This is a genomic window from Tistlia consotensis USBA 355 (genome assembly GCF_900177295.1).
Classification (GTDB): domain Bacteria; phylum Pseudomonadota; class Alphaproteobacteria; order Kiloniellales; family DSM-21159; genus Tistlia; species Tistlia consotensis.
In genome coordinates this window covers 65,686-81,536 of sequence record NZ_FWZX01000001.1, presented here as the reverse complement: position 1 = coordinate 81,536, position 15,851 = coordinate 65,686, and the positions used below count along the sequence as shown (strand labels likewise).

Genomic DNA, 15,851 nt, shown 5'->3' with positions numbered 1-15,851 from the left:
CGTCGGCCGCTCAGCGGCCCGGTCGCGCGAAGGCCCTGCGCGCCCGCTCGACCTCGTCCCGGATCGCGCAGCCCTCGACATGGTCGTCGACCAGGCCCATGGCCTGCATGAAGGCGTAGACCGTGGTCGGGCCGACGAACCTCCAGCCGCGCTTCTTGAGCTCCTTCGAGAGCGCGACGGACTCCGGGGAGGTCGAGACGGTCTGAGGGCCCGCGCGCTTCGCCGGATCGGGCTCGTAGCGCCAGACGAAGGCGGCCAGCGAGCCTTCCTGCCGGACCAGCTCCCGCGCCCGCTGCGCGTTGTTGATCGCCGCCTCGATCTTGCCGCGGTGGCGGACGATGCCCTGGTCCCGGAACAGCCGCTCGAGGTCGGCCGGGCCGAAGCGCGCGACCCGCTCGAAGTCGAAGCCGTGGAAGGCGGCTCGGAAGTTCTCGCGCTTGGCCAGGATCGTGCGCCAGCTCAGCCCGGACTGGAAGCCTTCGAGGCAGAGCTTCTCGAAGAGCCGGCGGTCGTCCTCGACCGGGAAGCCCCATTCCCGGTCGTGGTAGTCGAGGAACTCGGGCGCGGCGGCGGACCAGCGGCAGCGCGGCCGGCCGTCCGACCCGACGACCGTGTCGCTCATGGTGCCACCTTCCCCTGGGTCGCCGCCTCCAGCAGGAAGCTCAGCCGCGCGTCGGTGCGGGCCGCCGCGATCTCCAGGATCTCGGCGCTGACCACCTTCTCGCCGACGAAGGGGTCCTCGGCGAGCCGGGCCTCCAGCTCCGGCAGCGAGGCGCCGTGCGCCAGGATCGCCCCGCCGGCCTCGGGCTTCAGGCTGCCGACGAGCAGGAAGACGCCGTCCTGGAGGCCTTGCTGGATCCAGGCCTTGTGGCCCTCCAGGAAGCGCGGCGCCTGGGCCCGGTTCTCGGTGAACTTCAGCAGGACGATGAACATCGGGTCCGGTTCCTTCGATCGGGTTGCGGAGCGGGGGTAGCGGGTCACGTGAGTGGGTCACGTTGGCGGGTCAGGCGGGCTGGCGCACGCAGGCGTCCAGCCAGTCGCACAGCGCCTCGACCTCCTCGCGCAGGAAGGCCTCGTCGCGGAAGGCGTTGGCCAGGGTCGCCACGCCCTGGCTGCGGGCCAGCAGCGACATCGCCAGCCGGTCGGCCTCGGCGCCGAGCCCGAGCAGCTCGAACTGCCGGCGCAGCCAGTCGCGGAACAGGGCGAAGATCCCGTTGGCCTGCGCCTGCGCGCCGTGGTCGAGCTTGGCCAGCTCGCTCGAGAGCGTCCCGACCGGGCAGCCGTAGAGCAGGATCTTCGCGCGGTTCGCGACGAGGATCCGGATGAAGCAGCGGATCCGCTCGGCGGGGCCGTCGCCCTCGGCCTCCCAGCGGTCGAGCATCTCGCGGGTCCGGGCCAGACGCAGGGCGATCACCGCTTCGAGGATCTCGTCCTTGGTCTTGAAGTGGTAGTAGAAGTTGCCGCGCGAGATCCGCACCGCCGCCGCGATGTCGGCGAAGGAGCTGTGCGCGTAGCCCTGCCGGTAGAACAGCTCGTCGGCTGCCTCGACGATCTGCTGGCGGGTCGCGCCGGCGCTCATGGAAGACGCCTTCCCGTCCCTGGAGACATGACCGGCCCTCGCGGCTCGAAGCGGATTGGGACAACTGTCCTATCGCGCATTCCTAGGACAATTGTCCTAGTCGGTCAAGGCGGGCCTCGGCGCTGCAGCTCGGCGGCGAGGCGCCGGATCGCGGCGGCGTCCCAGAAGGCGCCGGCGAGCACCAGGAGCGCGGCGAGGGCGCCGCTGGTCCAGGGCGCGAGCGGCGGCGTCATCGGGCAGTCGGCCAGCTGCCGGGCGGCGAGCGCGATCCACAGCAGGGCGGCCAGCGCCAGGGCGGCGGTGACGGCGAGGGCGCCGGGCGCGGAGCCGCCGAGCGCCCGGCGGGCCAGCCAGCTGCGGGTCTCCCGCTCCTCGGGTGCCGCGAGGGCCAGGTCCGCGGCGGCCAGGGCGGCCTCGCGCCGGGCCTGGCCGGCGCGCAGCAGCAGCAGGCCGAGGACCACGCCGAGCACCAGCGGGAAGAGGCCGATGAAGCTGACTAGGTCGACCGGGATCGCGCCCGAGGTGCCGGAGAGCGCCGCGAGCTGGCTGCGCTGCTCGGCGAACTGCTTCTCCAGCCGCTCCTGCCGCTTGCCCAGCGCGTCGCGCAGCCCCTGCTGGAGCGCCAGGATCTTGCGGATGCCGGCGACCGGCGCCGTGGCGACCTCGCCGATCTGGCGCATCTGCGCGGTGATGCTGTCCTTGACCGCCTGGCCGTAGTCGATCTTGCCGCCGACGGTGCGCCACCAGTCGCCGCCGAGGGCCTCGTCGACGGCCTTGTCGTGGCGGATCTCGATCGCCTCGACCGCGGCGCGCTGGCTGTCCAGCTCGTCGGCCGCGGCACGCAGGGCGGTGGCGGTCTGCATGGCGGCGGTCTGCGCGGCCGGGCCGCTCGCGCTCCGGGCCGCCTCGTCCGCCGCCTGCCGGGCCGTTGCCGCCGTCGCCGCGAGGGCGCTCAGGTAGGCGGGCCGGATCTCCCGGCTCCAGTCGGCCTGGGCATGCGCATAGGCGGCGGCGACGATCTGCTGCCGGGCATAGGCGACCAGCCGCTCGCCGGCGTCCTGCGCGTCGGCGGCCAGCGCCTGCAGGATCGGCTTCAGCTCCGGCGGCACGGCCGGAGGCGGCGGGCCCTGGCCGGGCAGGATGACGATCGACTGGCCCGGCGCCTCGCTGCCCGGCGCCTCGCTGCCCGGCAACGGCTGGATCTGCTGCTGCAGCATCGGCTGCTGCATCGGCAGTTGCTGCATCTGCTGCTGCATCGCCGGTGCGTTCTGCGCCTGCGGCCACTGGACCGGGCTCGGCGGACGATCGGCGACGGGCGGCTCGCCCCGCAGCGTGCGCTCCACCATCGTCCTCAAGGCGGCGAAGCGGCCGATCATCTCCGCGGTGACCGCGTCGAGCAGCCTGTCGACCCGCTGGCCGGCGCTCTGCTCGGCCGTTCGCAGGCGCTCGATCTCGGGATCGAGCCGCGCGAGCAGGGCGGCGTTGCCGGCCATCTCCGCCTCGAGCGCCGCGATCTCGCGCGCCGTCTTCAGATAGGGATGGACGGACAGCAGGTGGATCAGCGCCAGCAGGCCGGCGGCGAGCAGCAGGATCCGCCGCGCCTTCAGCAGATCGCTGCGCGCCGCGGTCAGCGCCTCGCAGGCGACGGTCTGGATGTAGCTCATGCGCGCCCGCCCGAACCGGCCCGGCCGCCCGACGGCGGTCTCAACCGGAATGCTTCGCTGTCGATGCCGGTGAGTCAACCATCGGTGACGCCGGGATCGGGTCGCGGGGGCGACGCGCGGGGCGCTCCCCTTTGACAGTGGCGTGACGGCTTGCCATCTTCGGACTCGTTAGGCCTGGGGTGTCTTCCGCATGGGCTCGCCCGCGCGCGAAGGCTGAGAACAGACCCACCGAACCTGATCTGGATCATGCCAGCGCAGGGAGTCGCCGACGCCTCTATGCTCCCGCTCGAGGAGTCTTACGCGCCGACGGCCCCGCATCGACACGCGAGGAGCCGAGGATGAAACGCAAGCCGACCTTTTCCCGGCGCCGCCTGATCGGCGGTGCAGGGACCTCCATCACAGCGCTCGGCGCTGCCACCCTGTCCACGGGCCTGGCCGGGAGTCTGGCCGCGCCGGCGGTCCGGGCCGAGAGCCGCTTCGAGTGGAAGATGGTGACCTCCTGGCCGGTCGACGCGCCGGGACCGGGAACCACCGCCGCGCGCCTCGCCCGGCGCATCACCGAGGGCAGCGGCGGGCGCCTGACCGTCAAGGTGTTCGGCGCCGGCGAGCTGGTGCCGGCCTTCGAGGTCTTCGACGCCGTCTCCTCGGGCACCGCCGAGCTGGGCCACACGGCCTCGCTGTTCTGGGCCGGCAAGATGGCGATCGCGCCGATCTTCACGACCGCGCCCTTCGGCCTGCTGCCCGAGGGCCACAACGCCTGGATCGCCTACGGCGGCGGCCAGGCGCTGTGGGACGAGCTCTACGGCCCCTTCGGCGTCAAGCCGTATCTCGCCGGCAACTCCGGCTTCCAGATGGCCGGCTGGTACCGGCGCAAGATCGAGGGGCTGGAGGACCTGAAGGGCCTGAAGATCCGCGCCGCCGGCCTGGGCGGCGAGATCCTGCGCCGGCTCGGCGCGGCGCCGGTGGTGATCCCGCCCGGCGAGATCTTCACCGCGCTCAAGACCGGGACGATCGACGCCGCCGAGTTCCTCGGGCCCTGGAGCGACACGGCCCTGGGCCTGAACAAGGCCGCGCCCTACTACTACTGGCCGGGCTTCGACAAGCCGAACGGCAGCGCCGAGGCCCTGGTCAACGCCAAGGCCCTGGCGGCCCTGCCGGCCGAGCTCAGGAGCCTGGTCGAGACCGCCTGCGAGGCCGAGAACGCCCGCGGCCTCGCCGAGGCCGACTGGTACAACGCCCAGAGCCTGCAGGGCCTGGAGGCCGGCGGCACGACGCTGCTGCGCTTCCCCGAGCCGGTGCTGCAGGCCGCCAAGCGCGAGGCCGAGGGCGTCATGGACACGGTCGCCGCCAAGGACCCGCTCTATGGCCGCATCCTCGAGTCCTGGCGGGCCGCCCGCACGGCCTCGATCGCCTGGGGCCGGGTCAGCCGCCATGCCCTGCTCGATGCGCAGCTGGCGTCGTGAGCGGCCGCATGCCCTTCGATTCCGTCATCCCGGGCGCCAGGCGAGCCCGAAAGCCGACCGGCCTTCGGGTTGCGAGCCCTGCGACCCGGGATCCAGGGCCGCTCCGCCGTGGCGCGCGGCCCCTGGATCCCGGACAGCTCGCTTCGGCAGCGGCAGCGAAGCTGCCGGGCAAAGCGGCTTCCGGGATGACGAAGGAAGTGTGGCCCGCGTAGAGAACATCCCGTCCAAGGAACCCTTCATGTCCACCCTGCTTACCCCCGGCGCCACCCTGGCCGCGATCCGCCATCAGGGGCCGCTGGTCCACAACATCACCAACTTCGTCGCCATGGACCTGGCGGCCAACGCGCTGCTCGCGGCCGGCGCCTCGCCGCTGATGGCGCACGCCCGCGAGGAGGTCGCCGAGGTCGTCGCCCTGGCCGCTGCGCTGACCGTCAACATGGGCACCTTCTCGCCGGCCTGGATCGAGGCGGCGGAGCTGGCGGCCGGCACGGCGCGGACCCTGGGCAAGCCCTGGGTGCTCGATCCGGTCGGCGTCGGCGCGACCGCCTTCCGGCGCGACAACGGCCGGCGGCTGGTCGCGCTCGCCCCGACGGTAGTGCGCGGCAACGCCTCGGAGATCCGGGCGCTGGCCGGGCTGGCGGACAGCGGCGGCAAGGGCGTCGACGCCGCGGACACGGTCGAAAGCGCGGCCGAGGCCGCCGACGAGCTGGCCCGGCGCCTGGGCTGCGTCGTCGCGGTCACCGGGGCGATCGACCGGGTGACCGACGGCCGGCGCATCGCCACGGTCGCCAACGGCCACGCCATGATGACCCGGGTGACCGCGCTCGGCTGCTCGCTGACCGCCCTGACCGGCGCCTGCCTGGCGGTCGAGGCCGATCCCTTCGTCGCCGCCGTCCATGCCCTGGCCCTGGTCGGCGTCGCCGGCGAGCAGGCGGTCGAGGCCGCCGCCGGCCCGGGGTCCCTGCGCGTCGGCTACCTGGACCGGCTCTACGGCCTCGCGCCGGAGGAGCTCGACCGCGCCGCGCGCATCGCCGAGGCGCATCGATGAGCCGCCCGGTCTTCGACCTCTCGGTCTACCTCGTCGTCGGCCCGGCCGACTGCCGCGGCCGGCCGGTGCCCGAGGTCGTCGCGGCGGCGCTCCGGGGCGGCGTCACCCTGGTGCAGCTGCGCGACAAGGAGGCCTCCGAGGCCGACTACCTGGCGCTCGGCCGCGCGGTCCGGGGGCTCTGCGCCGAGGCGCGCGTGCCCTTCGTCGTCAACGACCGGGTCGAGGCGGTCGCGGCCCTGGAGGCCGAGGGTCTGCACGTCGGCCAGGAGGACCTGGCGGCCGAGGCGGCGCGCGCGGCGATCGGGCCCGACCGCCTGCTCGGCCTCTCGGTGCATGCGCCGGAGCAGCTGGCCGGCCTCGCCGAGGGCGCGGTCGACTACCTCGGCGTCGGCCCGGTCTTCCCGACCGCCAGCAAGGCCGACGCGCGGCCGGCGAGCGGCGCCGGCGGCATCGCCCTGATCCGCGGCGCGACCGCCCTGCCGATCGTCGCCATCGGCGGCCTCGATGCGGCGCGCGCCGCGGTGCCGATCGTCGCCGGCGCCGGCGGCGTGGCCGTGGTCTCGGCGATCGCCGGCGCACCCGACCCCGAGGCCGCCGCGCGCGCCCTGGTCGAGGCGGTGGCGGCGGCGCGCCTGCCGCGCTAGCCTCCCGGCGCAACGGAGGGGAAGGGCGGCATGACGGACACGGTACAGGTGACGCGCGACGGCGCGGTGGCGACGGTCTGGCTCAACCGGCCGGAGCGGATGAACGCGCTGAACCTCGACACCTGGCGTCGGCTCGGCGAGATCCTGCAGGCGCTCAACGCCGAGGAGGACCTGCGCTGCCTGCTGTTGCGCGGCCGTGGCGGCAAGGCCTTCGGCGCCGGGGCCGACATCTCGGAGTTCGAGGTCAAGCGCTTCTCGGCGGCCCAGGCGGAAGCCTATGCCGAGACCATGCATCCGGCGCTCGACGCGCTGACCGACTCGCCCCATCCGACCCTGGCGGCGATCGAGGGCGCCTGCACTGGCGGCGGCCTGGAGCTGGCCCTCTGCTGCGACCTGCGCCTGTGCAACGCCTCGGCCCGCTTCGGCATCCCGATCAACCGGATCGGCCACGTGCTGCCCTACGAGGGCTTGGTGCCGCTGGTCCGGCTGGTCGGCCGGGCCGTCGCCCTGGAGCTGCTGCTCGAGGGCCGCGTGATCGGGGCGCAGGAGGCCTACGAGAAGCGTCTGGTCAACCGGGTCGTCGCCGACGCCGACTTCGAGGAGGAGCTGGCGGCCTCGGCCGCCCGCATCGCCGCCGGCGCGCCGCTGGCCGCGCGCTGGCACAAGCAGAACGCGACCCGCGCCCTCGACCCGCGCCCGCTCAGCCCGGTCGAGCTGGCCCAGCCCTTCCAGTCCTGCGACAGCGACGACTACCGCGAGGGCGTGCGCGCCTTCCTGGCCAAGCGGCGGCCGGTGTTCGAGGGCAGGTAGGGGCGCCGCCTACGCCGGCTCGCCCTCGAGGCTCTCGCTGCCGCGCTTCAGGCGGAAGGTGCCGTCGCCGCGACCGACCAGGCGGCCGTCCTCGGCGAAGACCTCGCCGGTCGAGAAGTAGATCGTGCGCCCGCCGCCGGTGCGCCGCGCCTTGGCGATCACGCGCTCGCCCAGACGGCCGCCCGAGATGAACTGGCTGGTCAGCGACAGGGTGACGGCCCGGCGCACGTTGCCGGGCACCGAGCACCAGGTGCCGGCGTAGCCGCAGGCGGCGTCGAGCAGCGTCACCAGGGCGCCGCCGTGCAGCAGGCCCGAGCGGTTCATGTGGATCTTGCCGATGGCCAGCTCGACCTCGGCGTAGTCCTCCTCCCAGCGCACCAGCCGGTAGCCGACCAGGTCGCGGAAGCCGCCCTCCGGGCCGTGAGTGTCGATCGGTGACTCGCTCATGGCCGGCAGGTTGTGCGGCGCAGCGGAGTCTGTCCAGCCCCCCGGGCCGCGGGGCTGCCGTCCGCTTCCGCCCCGGCCGGCGCTTCGCTATAGGTCGAGGCGACGACGGAAAGGGAGGAAGCGGAGATGGCGGGACGGCTCGAGGGCAAGCGGGCGATCGTGATCGGGGCGGGTTCCTCGGGGCCCGGCTGGGGCAACGGCAAGGCAGCGGCGGTGCTGTTCGCGCGCGAGGGCGCCAGGGTGCTCTGCGTCGATGTCAACGCGGCGGCGGCGGCCGAGACCGTGGGGATCATCGAGGGCGAGGGCGGCACGGCGCGGGCCTTCCGCGCCGACGTCACCGACGGCGCGCAGGTCGCGGCGCTGGTCGAGGACTGCCTCGCCGCCTGGGGCGGCATCGACGTACTGCAGTTCAACGTCGGCATCCTGGGCCTGGGCGGCCCGGTCGAGGCCAGCGAGGAGACCTGGCGCCGGGTGCTCGACGTCAACCTGACCAGCCTGTTCCTCTGCTCGAAGCACGTGCTGCCGGTCATGGAGCGGCAGTTCGAGGCGACGGGGAAGGGCGGGGCGATCGTCGCGATCTCCTCGATCGCCGGCATCCGCGACATCGGCGTGCCCTATGTCGCCTACAACGCCAGCAAGGGCGCGGTCATCCCCTTCGTGCGCTCGGTCGCGCTGCAGTACGCCAAGAAGGGCATCCGGGCCAACGCCGTGCTGCCCGGCCTGATGAACACGCCGATGATCCGCGAGCCGCTGAAGGACGCCTACGCCGGCGGCGACATCGAGAAGATGATCGCGATCCGCGACGCCCAGTGCCCGACCGGCAGGATGGGCGACGCCTGGGACGTCGCCTACGCCTCGCTGTTCCTGGCCTCCGACGAGGCGAAGTACGTCACCGCGACCGAGCTGGTCGTCGACGGCGGCATGACGGCGAAGTGCGTCTAGGGGCGGCCTTCGCGGGCCGGTGGCGCCTGGCCCTCAGCTCCAGCCGCCCCGGCCGGGCGGCGGCGTGCGGCCGCTGAGCAGGCGGAACAGGATCGGCGCGAAGACGACGATCACCAGGATCCGCACGATGTGGTGGATCGCGACGAAGGCGGCGTCGGCGCCGAGCGCGATCGCCGTCAGCCCCATCTCGGCGAGGCCGCCCGGCGAGAAGGCCAGCACGATCGGCGCCGCCGGCAGGCCGGTGATCTCGTGCAGGGAGAAGGCGAAGAGCACGGTCATGCCGAGCACGATGACCGTGACCCCGAAGGACTGGGCCAGGGTGCTGGCGATCAGCTTCAGGGAGGTGCCGGCGAAGCGCGCGCCGATCGCCGTGCCGATCGCGACCTGGGCGCAGGCGATCAGGTCGGCCGGCGGCTTGGCGTGGGTGACGCCGGCGAGATGCAGGGCCATGGAGACCAGCATCGGCCCGACGATCGAGGCGGCCGGGATGCGCAGCAGCCGGGCGCCCAGGTAGCCGGCGAGCCCGGCGGCGCCGAGGATCAGGTAGTCGGGCAGGCCGAGGCCGGCGAGGTCGGGCCCGGCCGGCGGGCGGCTCGCCATGTCGAGCAGGCCGAGCAGCTGGAAGGCGGTCGGGATCGACAGCACCGCGACCATGATGCGGATCGCGTGGGTCAGGGAGATGATCCGGCCGTCGCCGCCCATCTCGATGCCGACGATGGTCATGATCGACAGGCCGCCCGGGGTCGCCGAGAAGTAGGCGGTGACCGGGTCGTAGCCGCAGAGCTTGCGGAAGTAGAGCGTGCCCAGGCCGGCGCAGGCGGCGATGTAGAAGACGATCGCCGCCAGGGTGACGGTCCAGCGCCCGGCCCCGGCCAGGATCTCCGGCGTGAAGCCGCTGCCCAGCATGACGCCGAGCACCGCGACCATCACGGTGCGCAGGGGGGCGGCCATGGCGATCGGCGCGCCGGCGATCGCCGCCGCCGCCGTCGCGACCATCGAGCCGATCATCCAGGCAAGCGGCAGCTGCAGGCTGCTGGCCAGCCAGCCGCCGAGGCCGCCGAGCGAGAGCGCCAGCGCGACGGCCGCGAGCCGCGACCAGCTCGGGATCTCGGGCAGGACCCGCGCGGTCGCCCGGCGCAGGGATCCCGGGCGCAGGCTGTCCCGCGGCACCGCCGGCCGGCCCGGGTCAGGCGGCCAGGCGCTCGATCAGCCGCTCCATGAAGCGCTCGCAGAGCGCCACCTGCTCCAGCGAGACGAACTCGTCGGGCTTGTGCGCCTGCTCGATCGAGCCGGGGCCGCAGACCACCGAGGGGATGCCGGCCTCGGAGATCAGGCCGGCCTCGGTGCCGAAGGCGACCTTCGAGGTGCTGTTGGCGCCGGTCAGGGCCTTGGTGAGCTGCACCACCTCGTGGTCGGCGGGCGTGTCGAGGCCGGAGAAGAAGGAGTAGAGCTCGAACTCGATGCCGGTGTTCGGCCGGATCGCCTGCATCCTCGGCACCAGCACCTGCTCGGCGTAGTCGGTGACCTGCTTCATCAGCGCCTGCGGGTCGTCGGCCGGCAGGTTGCGGAACTCGAAGTCGAACCAGCAGTCCTTGGGCACGATGTTGAGCGCCGTGCCGCCCTGGATGACGCCGGTGTGCACCGTGGTGTGCGGCACGTCGTAGTTCTCGTCGAAGGGGCCGTTCCGCTGCTTGTCCTCGGCCATCTCGATCAGCTTGCCGATCAGGCGCGCGGCGTACTCGATGGCGTTGACGCCGGTCGGCGCCAGCGAGGAATGGCATTCGAAGCCATGGACCCGGCAGGTGTGGCTGAGCTTGCCCTTGTGGGCGTTGATTACCTTCATGTCGGTCGGCTCGCCGATGATCGCCATGCGCGGCCGGACCGGCTTCGTGGCCAGGTGCGCGAGCAGCGGCCGGACGCCCAGGCAGCCGACTTCCTCGTCGTAGGAGAAGGCGAAATGCACCGGCTCGCTGAGCTTCGCCGCAGCGAACTTCGGCGCGCAGGCGAGGCAGATCGCGATGAAGGACTTCATGTCGCAGGTGCCGCGGCCGAACAGCTTGCCGTCGCTCTCGGCGACCTGCCAGGGATCCCTGGTCCAGTCCTGGCCGTCGATCGGCACGACGTCGGTGTGGCCCGAGAGCGCGATGCCCGGCCGGTCGGTCGGGCCGAGGGTGGCGTAGAGGTTCGCCTTGGTCCGCTCGTCGTTGTAGACCACGTCCGAGGCGACCCCGAGGTCCTTCAGGTAGTCGCGGATCCAGTGGATCAGCTCGAGGTTGGAGTTGCGGCTGGTCGTATCGAAACCGATCAGGCGACGGATCATCTCGACGCTGGCGTCGGACGGACGGGTCATGCTGGGCTCGCTCGTGATCTCGAGAGGAAAGGCTGGAAGCCTCGAATAGCACAGGCGGCGCGGCACCGTCAGGTGCCGCGGGCGCAGGGCCGGCCTGCGGCCCCGGCGGGAACCGGGGGCGGACCGTCGGCTCAGCCGATCTGTGCCTCCTCGGCCTCCGGCGGCAGCAGCAGCTCGACCCGCGTCTCCTCGGCCTCGGCCTCCTCGATCAGCCACTCGCGGAACAGGCGGACCTTCGGCCATTCGTCGGTCGGCCGCGGCGAGACGATCCAGTAGGCGAGGCGGGTCTTGAGGCGCGGGCCGAAGGGGATGGCCAGGCGGCCGTCGGCGAGGAAGCCGGCGACCAGCGAGCGGCGGCCGAGCGCGACGCCCTCGCCGTTGGCCGCGGCGGTCAGCACCATCCACATGTCGGAGTAGCCCGGCCCGCGGTCCGGATCGATCCCGCAGTCCTCCAGGCCGGCGGCGCGCAGCCAGATGCGCCAGTCGGGGCTGTCGTCGGTGCGGCTGACCTCGTCGTGCAGCAGGGTGTGGCGGCGCAGGTCCTCCGGCCGCTTCAGCGGCGGCTCGCCCGCCATCAGGGCCGGCGCGCAGACCGGGAAGATCTCGTCGCCCATCAGGTAGTCGCAGCGCAGGCCGGGGTAGTTGCCGTAGCCGTAGCGCACCGCCAGGTCGATGTCGTCGCGCGAGAAGTCGACCAGCCGGTCGTCGGCCTGGACCAGCACGTCGATGTCGGGATGGCGCTCGCGGAAGCGGCGCAGGCGCGGCAGCAGCCAGACGCCGGCGAAGGAGGGCATGGCGGAGATGCGCAGCGGCCCCTCGACGTCGCGGGCATGGACCCTGCGGGTGCCGGCGTCGATCAGGTCGAAGGCCTCGGAGAGCAGGGGCAGGTAGGCCTTGCCGGCCTCGGTCAGCGCCAGCGAGCGGTTGAGCCGGCGGAACAGTGGAACCCCGAGATGGTCCTCCAGCGCCTTGATCTGGTGGCTGATCGCCGCCTGGGTGACGCTCAGCTCGTCCGCCGCCTTGGTGAAGGACAGGTGGCGGCCGGCGGCCTCGAAGGCGCGCAGGGCATTGAGCGGCGGCAGGCGGCGGGACATGCCAGGGCTCCCCCTCGTTGGCACCCGGTCGGTTCGGTCGAAGCATCGCGGCCAAGGGTAAAGAAAAGCTTATCGCATTAGGCCGACTAATGAGAACGATGAGATAACATCGTTTGTCGCGGCAGGGCGAATTCTCCATTTTCTCCTTCAGGAAGGCGGTGCGGCCCGCGAGCGGCCATCGGCCTTACGAGATAAGGAGAACTATCATGACGACCATGGAATTGCGGCGTCCGCAGGTCGCGGCGCCGAAGCGGCGGGCTCGTCCCTCCCTGATCGCCGGCCTCGTCGGCACGCTCTTCACCTGGCAGGAGCGCTGGGCGCAGCGCGAGCGCCTGAAGGGGCTCGACGACCACATGCTGCACGACCTGGGGCTGAGCCGCGTCGACGCGCAGGCCGAAGCCGACAAGCCGTTCTGGCGTGCCTGAGCGCCGACCGCCGGCGGCGGCGGCGAACGTCACGACGAGAAGGGCGGGAGCCGCGTGCTTCCGCCCTTCTTGATTCCGGGACCGGGGATGTCGGCGCGGCAGCCGGAACGGCCGCCGCGCCTCAGCCTTCCGTGCCCTGCAGCGCCCGCCAGACCTTCTCCGGGGTCAGCGGCGGGTCGAGGTGCTCGATGCCGCGCTCGCTCAGGGCATGGAGCACGGCGTTGAGGATCGGCCCCGGCGCACCGATCGAGGGCAGCTCGCCGACGCCCTTGGCACCGATCAGGCTGTTCGGGCTCGGCGTCGGCGCGAAGGCGAGGTCGAAGGCCGGCAGGTCGTCGGCGCGCGGCAGGGCGTAGTCGAGCAGCGACCCGGACAGCAGCTGGCCGCTCTCCGGGTCGTAGCGCAGGGACTCGGTCAGCACCTCGCCGGCCTCCTGGGCGATGCCGCCCTGGACCTGGCCCTGGGCCGAGGCCTCGTCGAAGACCCGGCCGAGATCGTCGACGCCGGTGAAGCGGTCGAGCCGCACCTGCCCGGTCTCGGGATCGACCTCGACCTCGGCGACGTAGGCGCCGTTCGGGAAGGTCGTGTGGATGCCCGCGAAGTCGAGCTGGCCCAGGCAGCCGGCCTCCGGCTCGCTCTCCCGCTGCGCCGCGTCCAGCGCCTCCCAGCCGGCTGCGACCTCGGCGAGGCTCAGGGCCCGGTCGGTGCCGACGATGCGGAAGCTGCCGGCGCCGTATTCGATGTCCGGGGCTGCCGCCTCCAGCAGCAGCCCGGCCGAGGCCTTCATGCGATCGACCATCTGCAGCGCGGCGCGGTGCACGGTGTTGCCGGCGACCGCCAGCAGGTTCGAGCCGCCGGTGCCGCCGCCGATCTCCAGCCAGTCGCTGTCGCCCTGCTCGACTCGGATCCGCTCGACCGGGATGCCGAGCGTGTCGGCGGCGACCACGGCCAGCGCCCGGCGATGGCCCTGGCCGGAATCCTGGCTGCCGCTGCGCACGCGCACGGTGCCGTCGGGCAGGGCGCGGACCTCGCTGCGCTCGGCGGTCGAGCCGCCGGTTGCGTGCAGGTGCAAGCCGAGGCCGGCGCCGCGCAGCCGGCCGCGCGCCCGGCTCCCGGCGCGCCGGCCCTCGAAGCCGCCCCAGTCGGCGGCCAGGAGGACGCGCTCCAGCATCGCCGGGAAGTCGCCGCCGTCGTAGGTCTCGCCCATCGCCGTCGGGTAGGGCAGGTCGGCGGGCCGCACCAGGTTGCGGCGCCGGAGCTCGACCCGGTCGAGGCCGAGCCGGGCCGCCGCGACGTCGATCAGCCGCTCCAGGGTCGAGACGGTCTCCGGCTTGGCGGCGCCGCGGTAGGCGTCGGTCGGCACGGCGTTGGTGAACAGCCCCTGGACCCGGTAGTGCAGGCCGGGGATCCGGTAGCAGTGGCCGAACACGCGCACCGCGCCCTTGGTCACGATGCCGGGCGCCGCGGTGTTGAGGAAGGCGCCCATGTCGGCCAGGGCATCGATGCGGAAGCCGAGGAAGCGGCCCTCGGCGTCGAGCGCCAGCTCGGCGCGGTCGACCCGGCCGCGGCCCATGGCGTCGGCCAGCATCGCCTCCATGCGGCTGGCGACCCACTTGACCGGCCGGCCGGTCTCGCGCGCCGCGACCAGGGCCAGGACCTGCTCGGGGTAGGGCCAGATCTTGACCGCGAAGCTGCCGCCGACGTCCTCGGTGATCACGCGGACCCGGCCGGTCGCGACGCCCAGGCAGGCGGCCATCGCGCTGCGCAGCGAGACGACGCCCTGGCTCGGCGTCCAGAGCGTCCAGCGGCCGCCCGCGGCGTCGGCGTCGGCGTCGAACGTGGCGAGCGCGCCGCGGGTCTCGATCGGGGCGATGGCGATGCGCGGATGGCGGACGGTCAGGGCGACCCGGTGCGCGGCGCCGGCGAAGGCCGCCTCGGTCTCGGCCCGGTTGCCGATCTGCCAGTCGAAGGCCCGGTTGCCCGGCGCCTGCTCCCAGACCGGCGGCGCGTCCGGCGCGGCGGCCGCCTCGGGATCGACGACGACCGGCCGCTCGTCGAGCTCCAGCTCGATCGCCTCGAGGGCGTCGAGCGCCGCCTCCAGGGTCTCGGCGATGACCGCGGCGACCGGCTGGCCGACGTGCTTGACCGCGCCGCGGGCCAGCACCGGCCGCTCGGGCTCGATCATCGGCGTGCCGTCGCTGCTCTCGATCGCGCCGCGGCAGGTCAGCGGCCCGATGCCGAGCCGGGCCAGGTCCTCGCCGGTCAGGACCAGGCGCACGCCCGGCGCGGCGCGCGCCGCCGCGACGTCGAGCCCCGTGATCGCGGCATGGGCCAGCGGCGCGCGCAGGATCGCCATCTGCAGGCAGCCGGCGGGCGCGCGGTCGTCGAGGTAGCGGCCGCGGCTGCGCAGCAGTCGCTCGTCTTCGAAGGTCATGTCGGAAGGCACTTCTGAGTGAGGGAGCGGCGGCAGGGCACGCGCTAGGGCGTGAACTGCTCCTTGAGGATGCGTTCCTCGAGATTGTGCTCGGGGTCGAACAGCAGGGTGAAGACGGTGGAGCGGTCCTCCTGCACCGTCACCCGGGCGACGTTGCGCACCTCGGTGAAGTCGGCGACGGCGCTGACCGGGCGCTTGTCGCGCTCCAGCACCTCGAAAACGACCTGGGCGGTGTGCGGCAGCAGCGCGCCGCGCCAGCGCCGCGGCCGGAACGCGCTGATCGGTGTCAGCGCCAGCAGCGGCGTGCCGATCGGGATGATCGGGCCGTGGGCCGAGAGGTTGTAGGCCGTGCTGCCGGCCGGGGTCGCGACCATGATGCCGTCGCAGACCAGCTCCTCCAGGCGCGCCACGCCGTCGATGCGGATCCTGACCTTGGCGGCCTGGCGGGTCTCGCGGAACAACGCCACCTCGTTGACGGCGATCGCCTCGACCCGCTGGTCCTCGACCGTCTCGGCGACCATGCGCAGCGGATGCAGGCGGACGGTGACGGCGCGCGCCAGGCGCTCGGGCAGGTCGTCCTCGCCGTACTCGTTGAGCAGGAAGCCGACGGTGCCGCGGTTCATGCCGTAGATCGGCAGGCCGCGGCCGATGTGGGCGTGCAGCACCTCCAGCATGAAGCCGTCGCCGCCCAGCGCGACCAGCGCCTCGGCCTCGTCGAGCGACGCCGAGCCGTAGCGCGCGGTCAGCGCCTGCAGCGCCTCCTGGGCCTCGCTGCCGGGGCCGGCGACGAAGGCGACGCGGCGATAGTCGGGGGCGGGCACGGCGGAACCGGCGGCCTCGACCTCGGGTTCACCGCATGATGGCGGGGCGGAACCGTCCTGCACTTTTTCGTCTGCTCCCCTCTCGACGCAGCGAGTATAGCGCTGCAGAGTCGAAGCGACAGCCTTGCGA

The 15,851-nt window shown here is 73.3% G+C and carries 16 protein-coding genes and 1 riboswitch; of the genes, 6 read left to right on the top strand and 10 right to left on the bottom strand.

Annotated elements, in window-relative coordinates:
- Positions 1-10 precede the first annotated feature (10 nt).
- The 4 genes from B9O00_RS00400 to B9O00_RS00385 all read right to left on the bottom strand — a co-directional run bounded on the left by B9O00_RS00400 (position 11) and on the right by B9O00_RS00385 (position 3,243).
- Entirely contained in the window at positions 11-622 is a 612-nt protein-coding gene (locus B9O00_RS00400) for a DNA-3-methyladenine glycosylase I (RefSeq protein WP_085120449.1), read from the bottom strand.
- On the bottom strand, positions 619-933 hold the full coding sequence (locus B9O00_RS00395) for a YciI family protein (RefSeq protein ID WP_085120448.1): 315 nt from the start codon (positions 931-933) through the stop codon (positions 619-621). Before B9O00_RS00395 ends, B9O00_RS00400 begins: the two co-directional genes overlap by 4 nt.
- A 70-nt stretch (positions 934-1,003) precedes the next feature.
- Positions 1,004-1,579 (bottom strand): TetR/AcrR family transcriptional regulator, encoded by a 576-nt coding sequence (locus B9O00_RS00390; RefSeq protein WP_085120447.1) that lies wholly within the window; start codon positions 1,577-1,579, stop codon positions 1,004-1,006.
- 104 nt (positions 1,580-1,683) lie between these two features.
- Positions 1,684-3,243 (bottom strand): hypothetical protein, encoded by a 1,560-nt coding sequence (locus tag B9O00_RS00385; RefSeq protein ID WP_085120446.1) that lies wholly within the window; start codon positions 3,241-3,243, stop codon positions 1,684-1,686.
- 165 nt (positions 3,244-3,408) lie between these two features.
- Positions 3,409-3,521, top strand: a riboswitch (TPP riboswitch).
- Between the two features lie 60 nt (positions 3,522-3,581).
- On the opposite strand from B9O00_RS00385, the gene B9O00_RS00380 reads away from it, so the two are divergent.
- The 4 genes from B9O00_RS00380 (at position 3,582) to B9O00_RS00365 (ending at position 7,208) form a co-directional block, all read left to right on the top strand.
- Complete coding sequence (locus tag B9O00_RS00380; protein WP_085120445.1) at positions 3,582-4,706, top strand: TRAP transporter substrate-binding protein; 1,125 nt, start codon at positions 3,582-3,584, stop codon at positions 4,704-4,706.
- Positions 4,707-4,944: 238 nt separating this feature from the next.
- Positions 4,945-5,754, top strand: coding sequence for a hydroxyethylthiazole kinase (gene thiM, locus B9O00_RS00375; RefSeq protein ID WP_085120444.1), 810 nt, complete (start codon positions 4,945-4,947; stop codon positions 5,752-5,754).
- Positions 5,751-6,398, top strand: a complete 648-nt coding sequence (thiE, locus tag B9O00_RS00370) for a thiamine phosphate synthase (RefSeq protein ID WP_085120443.1) — start codon at positions 5,751-5,753, stop codon at positions 6,396-6,398. Before thiM ends, thiE begins: the two co-directional genes overlap by 4 nt.
- 30 nt (positions 6,399-6,428) lie before the next feature.
- A complete protein-coding gene (locus B9O00_RS00365) occupies positions 6,429-7,208 on the top strand; it encodes an enoyl-CoA hydratase-related protein (RefSeq protein ID WP_085120442.1) in 780 nt (259 codons plus the stop codon).
- A gap of 9 nt (positions 7,209-7,217) precedes the next feature.
- On the opposite strand, the gene B9O00_RS00360 is transcribed toward B9O00_RS00365, so the two are convergent.
- On the bottom strand, positions 7,218-7,655 hold the full coding sequence (locus tag B9O00_RS00360; RefSeq protein WP_085120441.1) for a PaaI family thioesterase: 438 nt from the start codon (positions 7,653-7,655) through the stop codon (positions 7,218-7,220).
- Between the two features lie 126 nt (positions 7,656-7,781).
- Here B9O00_RS00360 and B9O00_RS00355 point away from each other — a divergent pair, with 126 nt between their 5' ends.
- Positions 7,782-8,597, top strand: a complete 816-nt coding sequence (locus B9O00_RS00355) for an SDR family NAD(P)-dependent oxidoreductase (RefSeq protein ID WP_085120440.1) — start codon at positions 7,782-7,784, stop codon at positions 8,595-8,597.
- A 33-nt stretch (positions 8,598-8,630) separates the two neighbouring features.
- On the opposite strand, the gene B9O00_RS00350 is transcribed toward B9O00_RS00355, so the two are convergent.
- The 3 genes from B9O00_RS00350 to B9O00_RS00340 all read right to left on the bottom strand — a co-directional run bounded on the left by B9O00_RS00350 (position 8,631) and on the right by B9O00_RS00340 (position 12,041).
- A complete protein-coding gene (locus B9O00_RS00350; RefSeq protein ID WP_218822758.1) occupies positions 8,631-9,767 on the bottom strand; it encodes an AbrB family transcriptional regulator in 1,137 nt (378 codons plus the stop codon).
- Positions 9,768-9,783: 16 nt separating this feature from the next.
- Entirely contained in the window at positions 9,784-10,947 is a 1,164-nt protein-coding gene (argE, locus tag B9O00_RS00345) for an acetylornithine deacetylase (protein WP_085120439.1), read from the bottom strand.
- Between the two features lie 131 nt (positions 10,948-11,078).
- A complete protein-coding gene (locus tag B9O00_RS00340) occupies positions 11,079-12,041 on the bottom strand; it encodes a transcriptional regulator GcvA (protein WP_085120438.1) in 963 nt (320 codons plus the stop codon).
- Positions 12,042-12,247: 206 nt separating this feature from the next.
- Between B9O00_RS00340 and B9O00_RS00335 the strand changes: the two genes are divergently transcribed.
- A complete protein-coding gene (locus tag B9O00_RS00335; protein ID WP_085120437.1) occupies positions 12,248-12,466 on the top strand; it encodes a DUF1127 domain-containing protein in 219 nt (72 codons plus the stop codon).
- A 121-nt stretch (positions 12,467-12,587) separates the two neighbouring features.
- Here the strand turns inward: B9O00_RS00335 and B9O00_RS00330 are convergent, their stop codons facing one another.
- Together B9O00_RS00330 and B9O00_RS00325 are read right to left on the bottom strand one after the other, a co-directional pair.
- Positions 12,588-14,900: a xanthine dehydrogenase family protein molybdopterin-binding subunit gene (locus tag B9O00_RS00330; RefSeq protein ID WP_085120436.1), complete on the bottom strand. Its 2,313-nt coding sequence runs from the start codon at positions 14,898-14,900 to the stop codon at positions 12,588-12,590.
- Between the two features lie 44 nt (positions 14,901-14,944).
- Complete coding sequence (locus B9O00_RS00325; RefSeq protein WP_085120435.1) at positions 14,945-15,721, bottom strand: NAD kinase; 777 nt, start codon at positions 15,719-15,721, stop codon at positions 14,945-14,947.
- Positions 15,722-15,851 lie beyond the last annotated feature (130 nt).

Excerpts from the sequence above, each read along its gene's own strand:
- B9O00_RS00360 (WP_085120441.1), bottom strand. The coding sequence starts at position 7,655 with ATGAGCGAGTCACCGATCGACACTCACGGCCCGGAGGGCGGCTTCCGC.
- B9O00_RS00365 (WP_085120442.1), top strand. The coding sequence starts at position 6,429 with ATGACGGACACGGTACAGGTGACGCGCGACGGCGCGGTGGCGACGGTC.
- thiE (WP_085120443.1), top strand. The coding sequence starts at position 5,751 with ATGAGCCGCCCGGTCTTCGACCTCTCGGTCTACCTCGTCGTCGGCCCG.
- thiM (WP_085120444.1), top strand. The coding sequence starts at position 4,945 with ATGTCCACCCTGCTTACCCCCGGCGCCACCCTGGCCGCGATCCGCCAT.
- B9O00_RS00400 (WP_085120449.1), bottom strand. The coding sequence starts at position 622 with ATGAGCGACACGGTCGTCGGGTCGGACGGCCGGCCGCGCTGCCGCTGG.
- B9O00_RS00395 (WP_085120448.1), bottom strand. The coding sequence starts at position 933 with ATGTTCATCGTCCTGCTGAAGTTCACCGAGAACCGGGCCCAGGCGCCG.
- B9O00_RS00340 (WP_085120438.1), bottom strand. The coding sequence starts at position 12,041 with ATGTCCCGCCGCCTGCCGCCGCTCAATGCCCTGCGCGCCTTCGAGGCC.
- B9O00_RS00330 (WP_085120436.1), bottom strand. The coding sequence starts at position 14,900 with ATGACCTTCGAAGACGAGCGACTGCTGCGCAGCCGCGGCCGCTACCTC.
- B9O00_RS00335 (WP_085120437.1), top strand. The coding sequence starts at position 12,248 with ATGACGACCATGGAATTGCGGCGTCCGCAGGTCGCGGCGCCGAAGCGG.
- B9O00_RS00380 (WP_085120445.1), top strand. The coding sequence starts at position 3,582 with ATGAAACGCAAGCCGACCTTTTCCCGGCGCCGCCTGATCGGCGGTGCA.
- B9O00_RS00390 (WP_085120447.1), bottom strand. The coding sequence starts at position 1,579 with ATGAGCGCCGGCGCGACCCGCCAGCAGATCGTCGAGGCAGCCGACGAG.
- B9O00_RS00385 (WP_085120446.1), bottom strand. The coding sequence starts at position 3,243 with ATGAGCTACATCCAGACCGTCGCCTGCGAGGCGCTGACCGCGGCGCGC.
- B9O00_RS00355 (WP_085120440.1), top strand. The coding sequence starts at position 7,782 with ATGGCGGGACGGCTCGAGGGCAAGCGGGCGATCGTGATCGGGGCGGGT.
- argE (WP_085120439.1), bottom strand. The coding sequence starts at position 10,947 with ATGACCCGTCCGTCCGACGCCAGCGTCGAGATGATCCGTCGCCTGATC.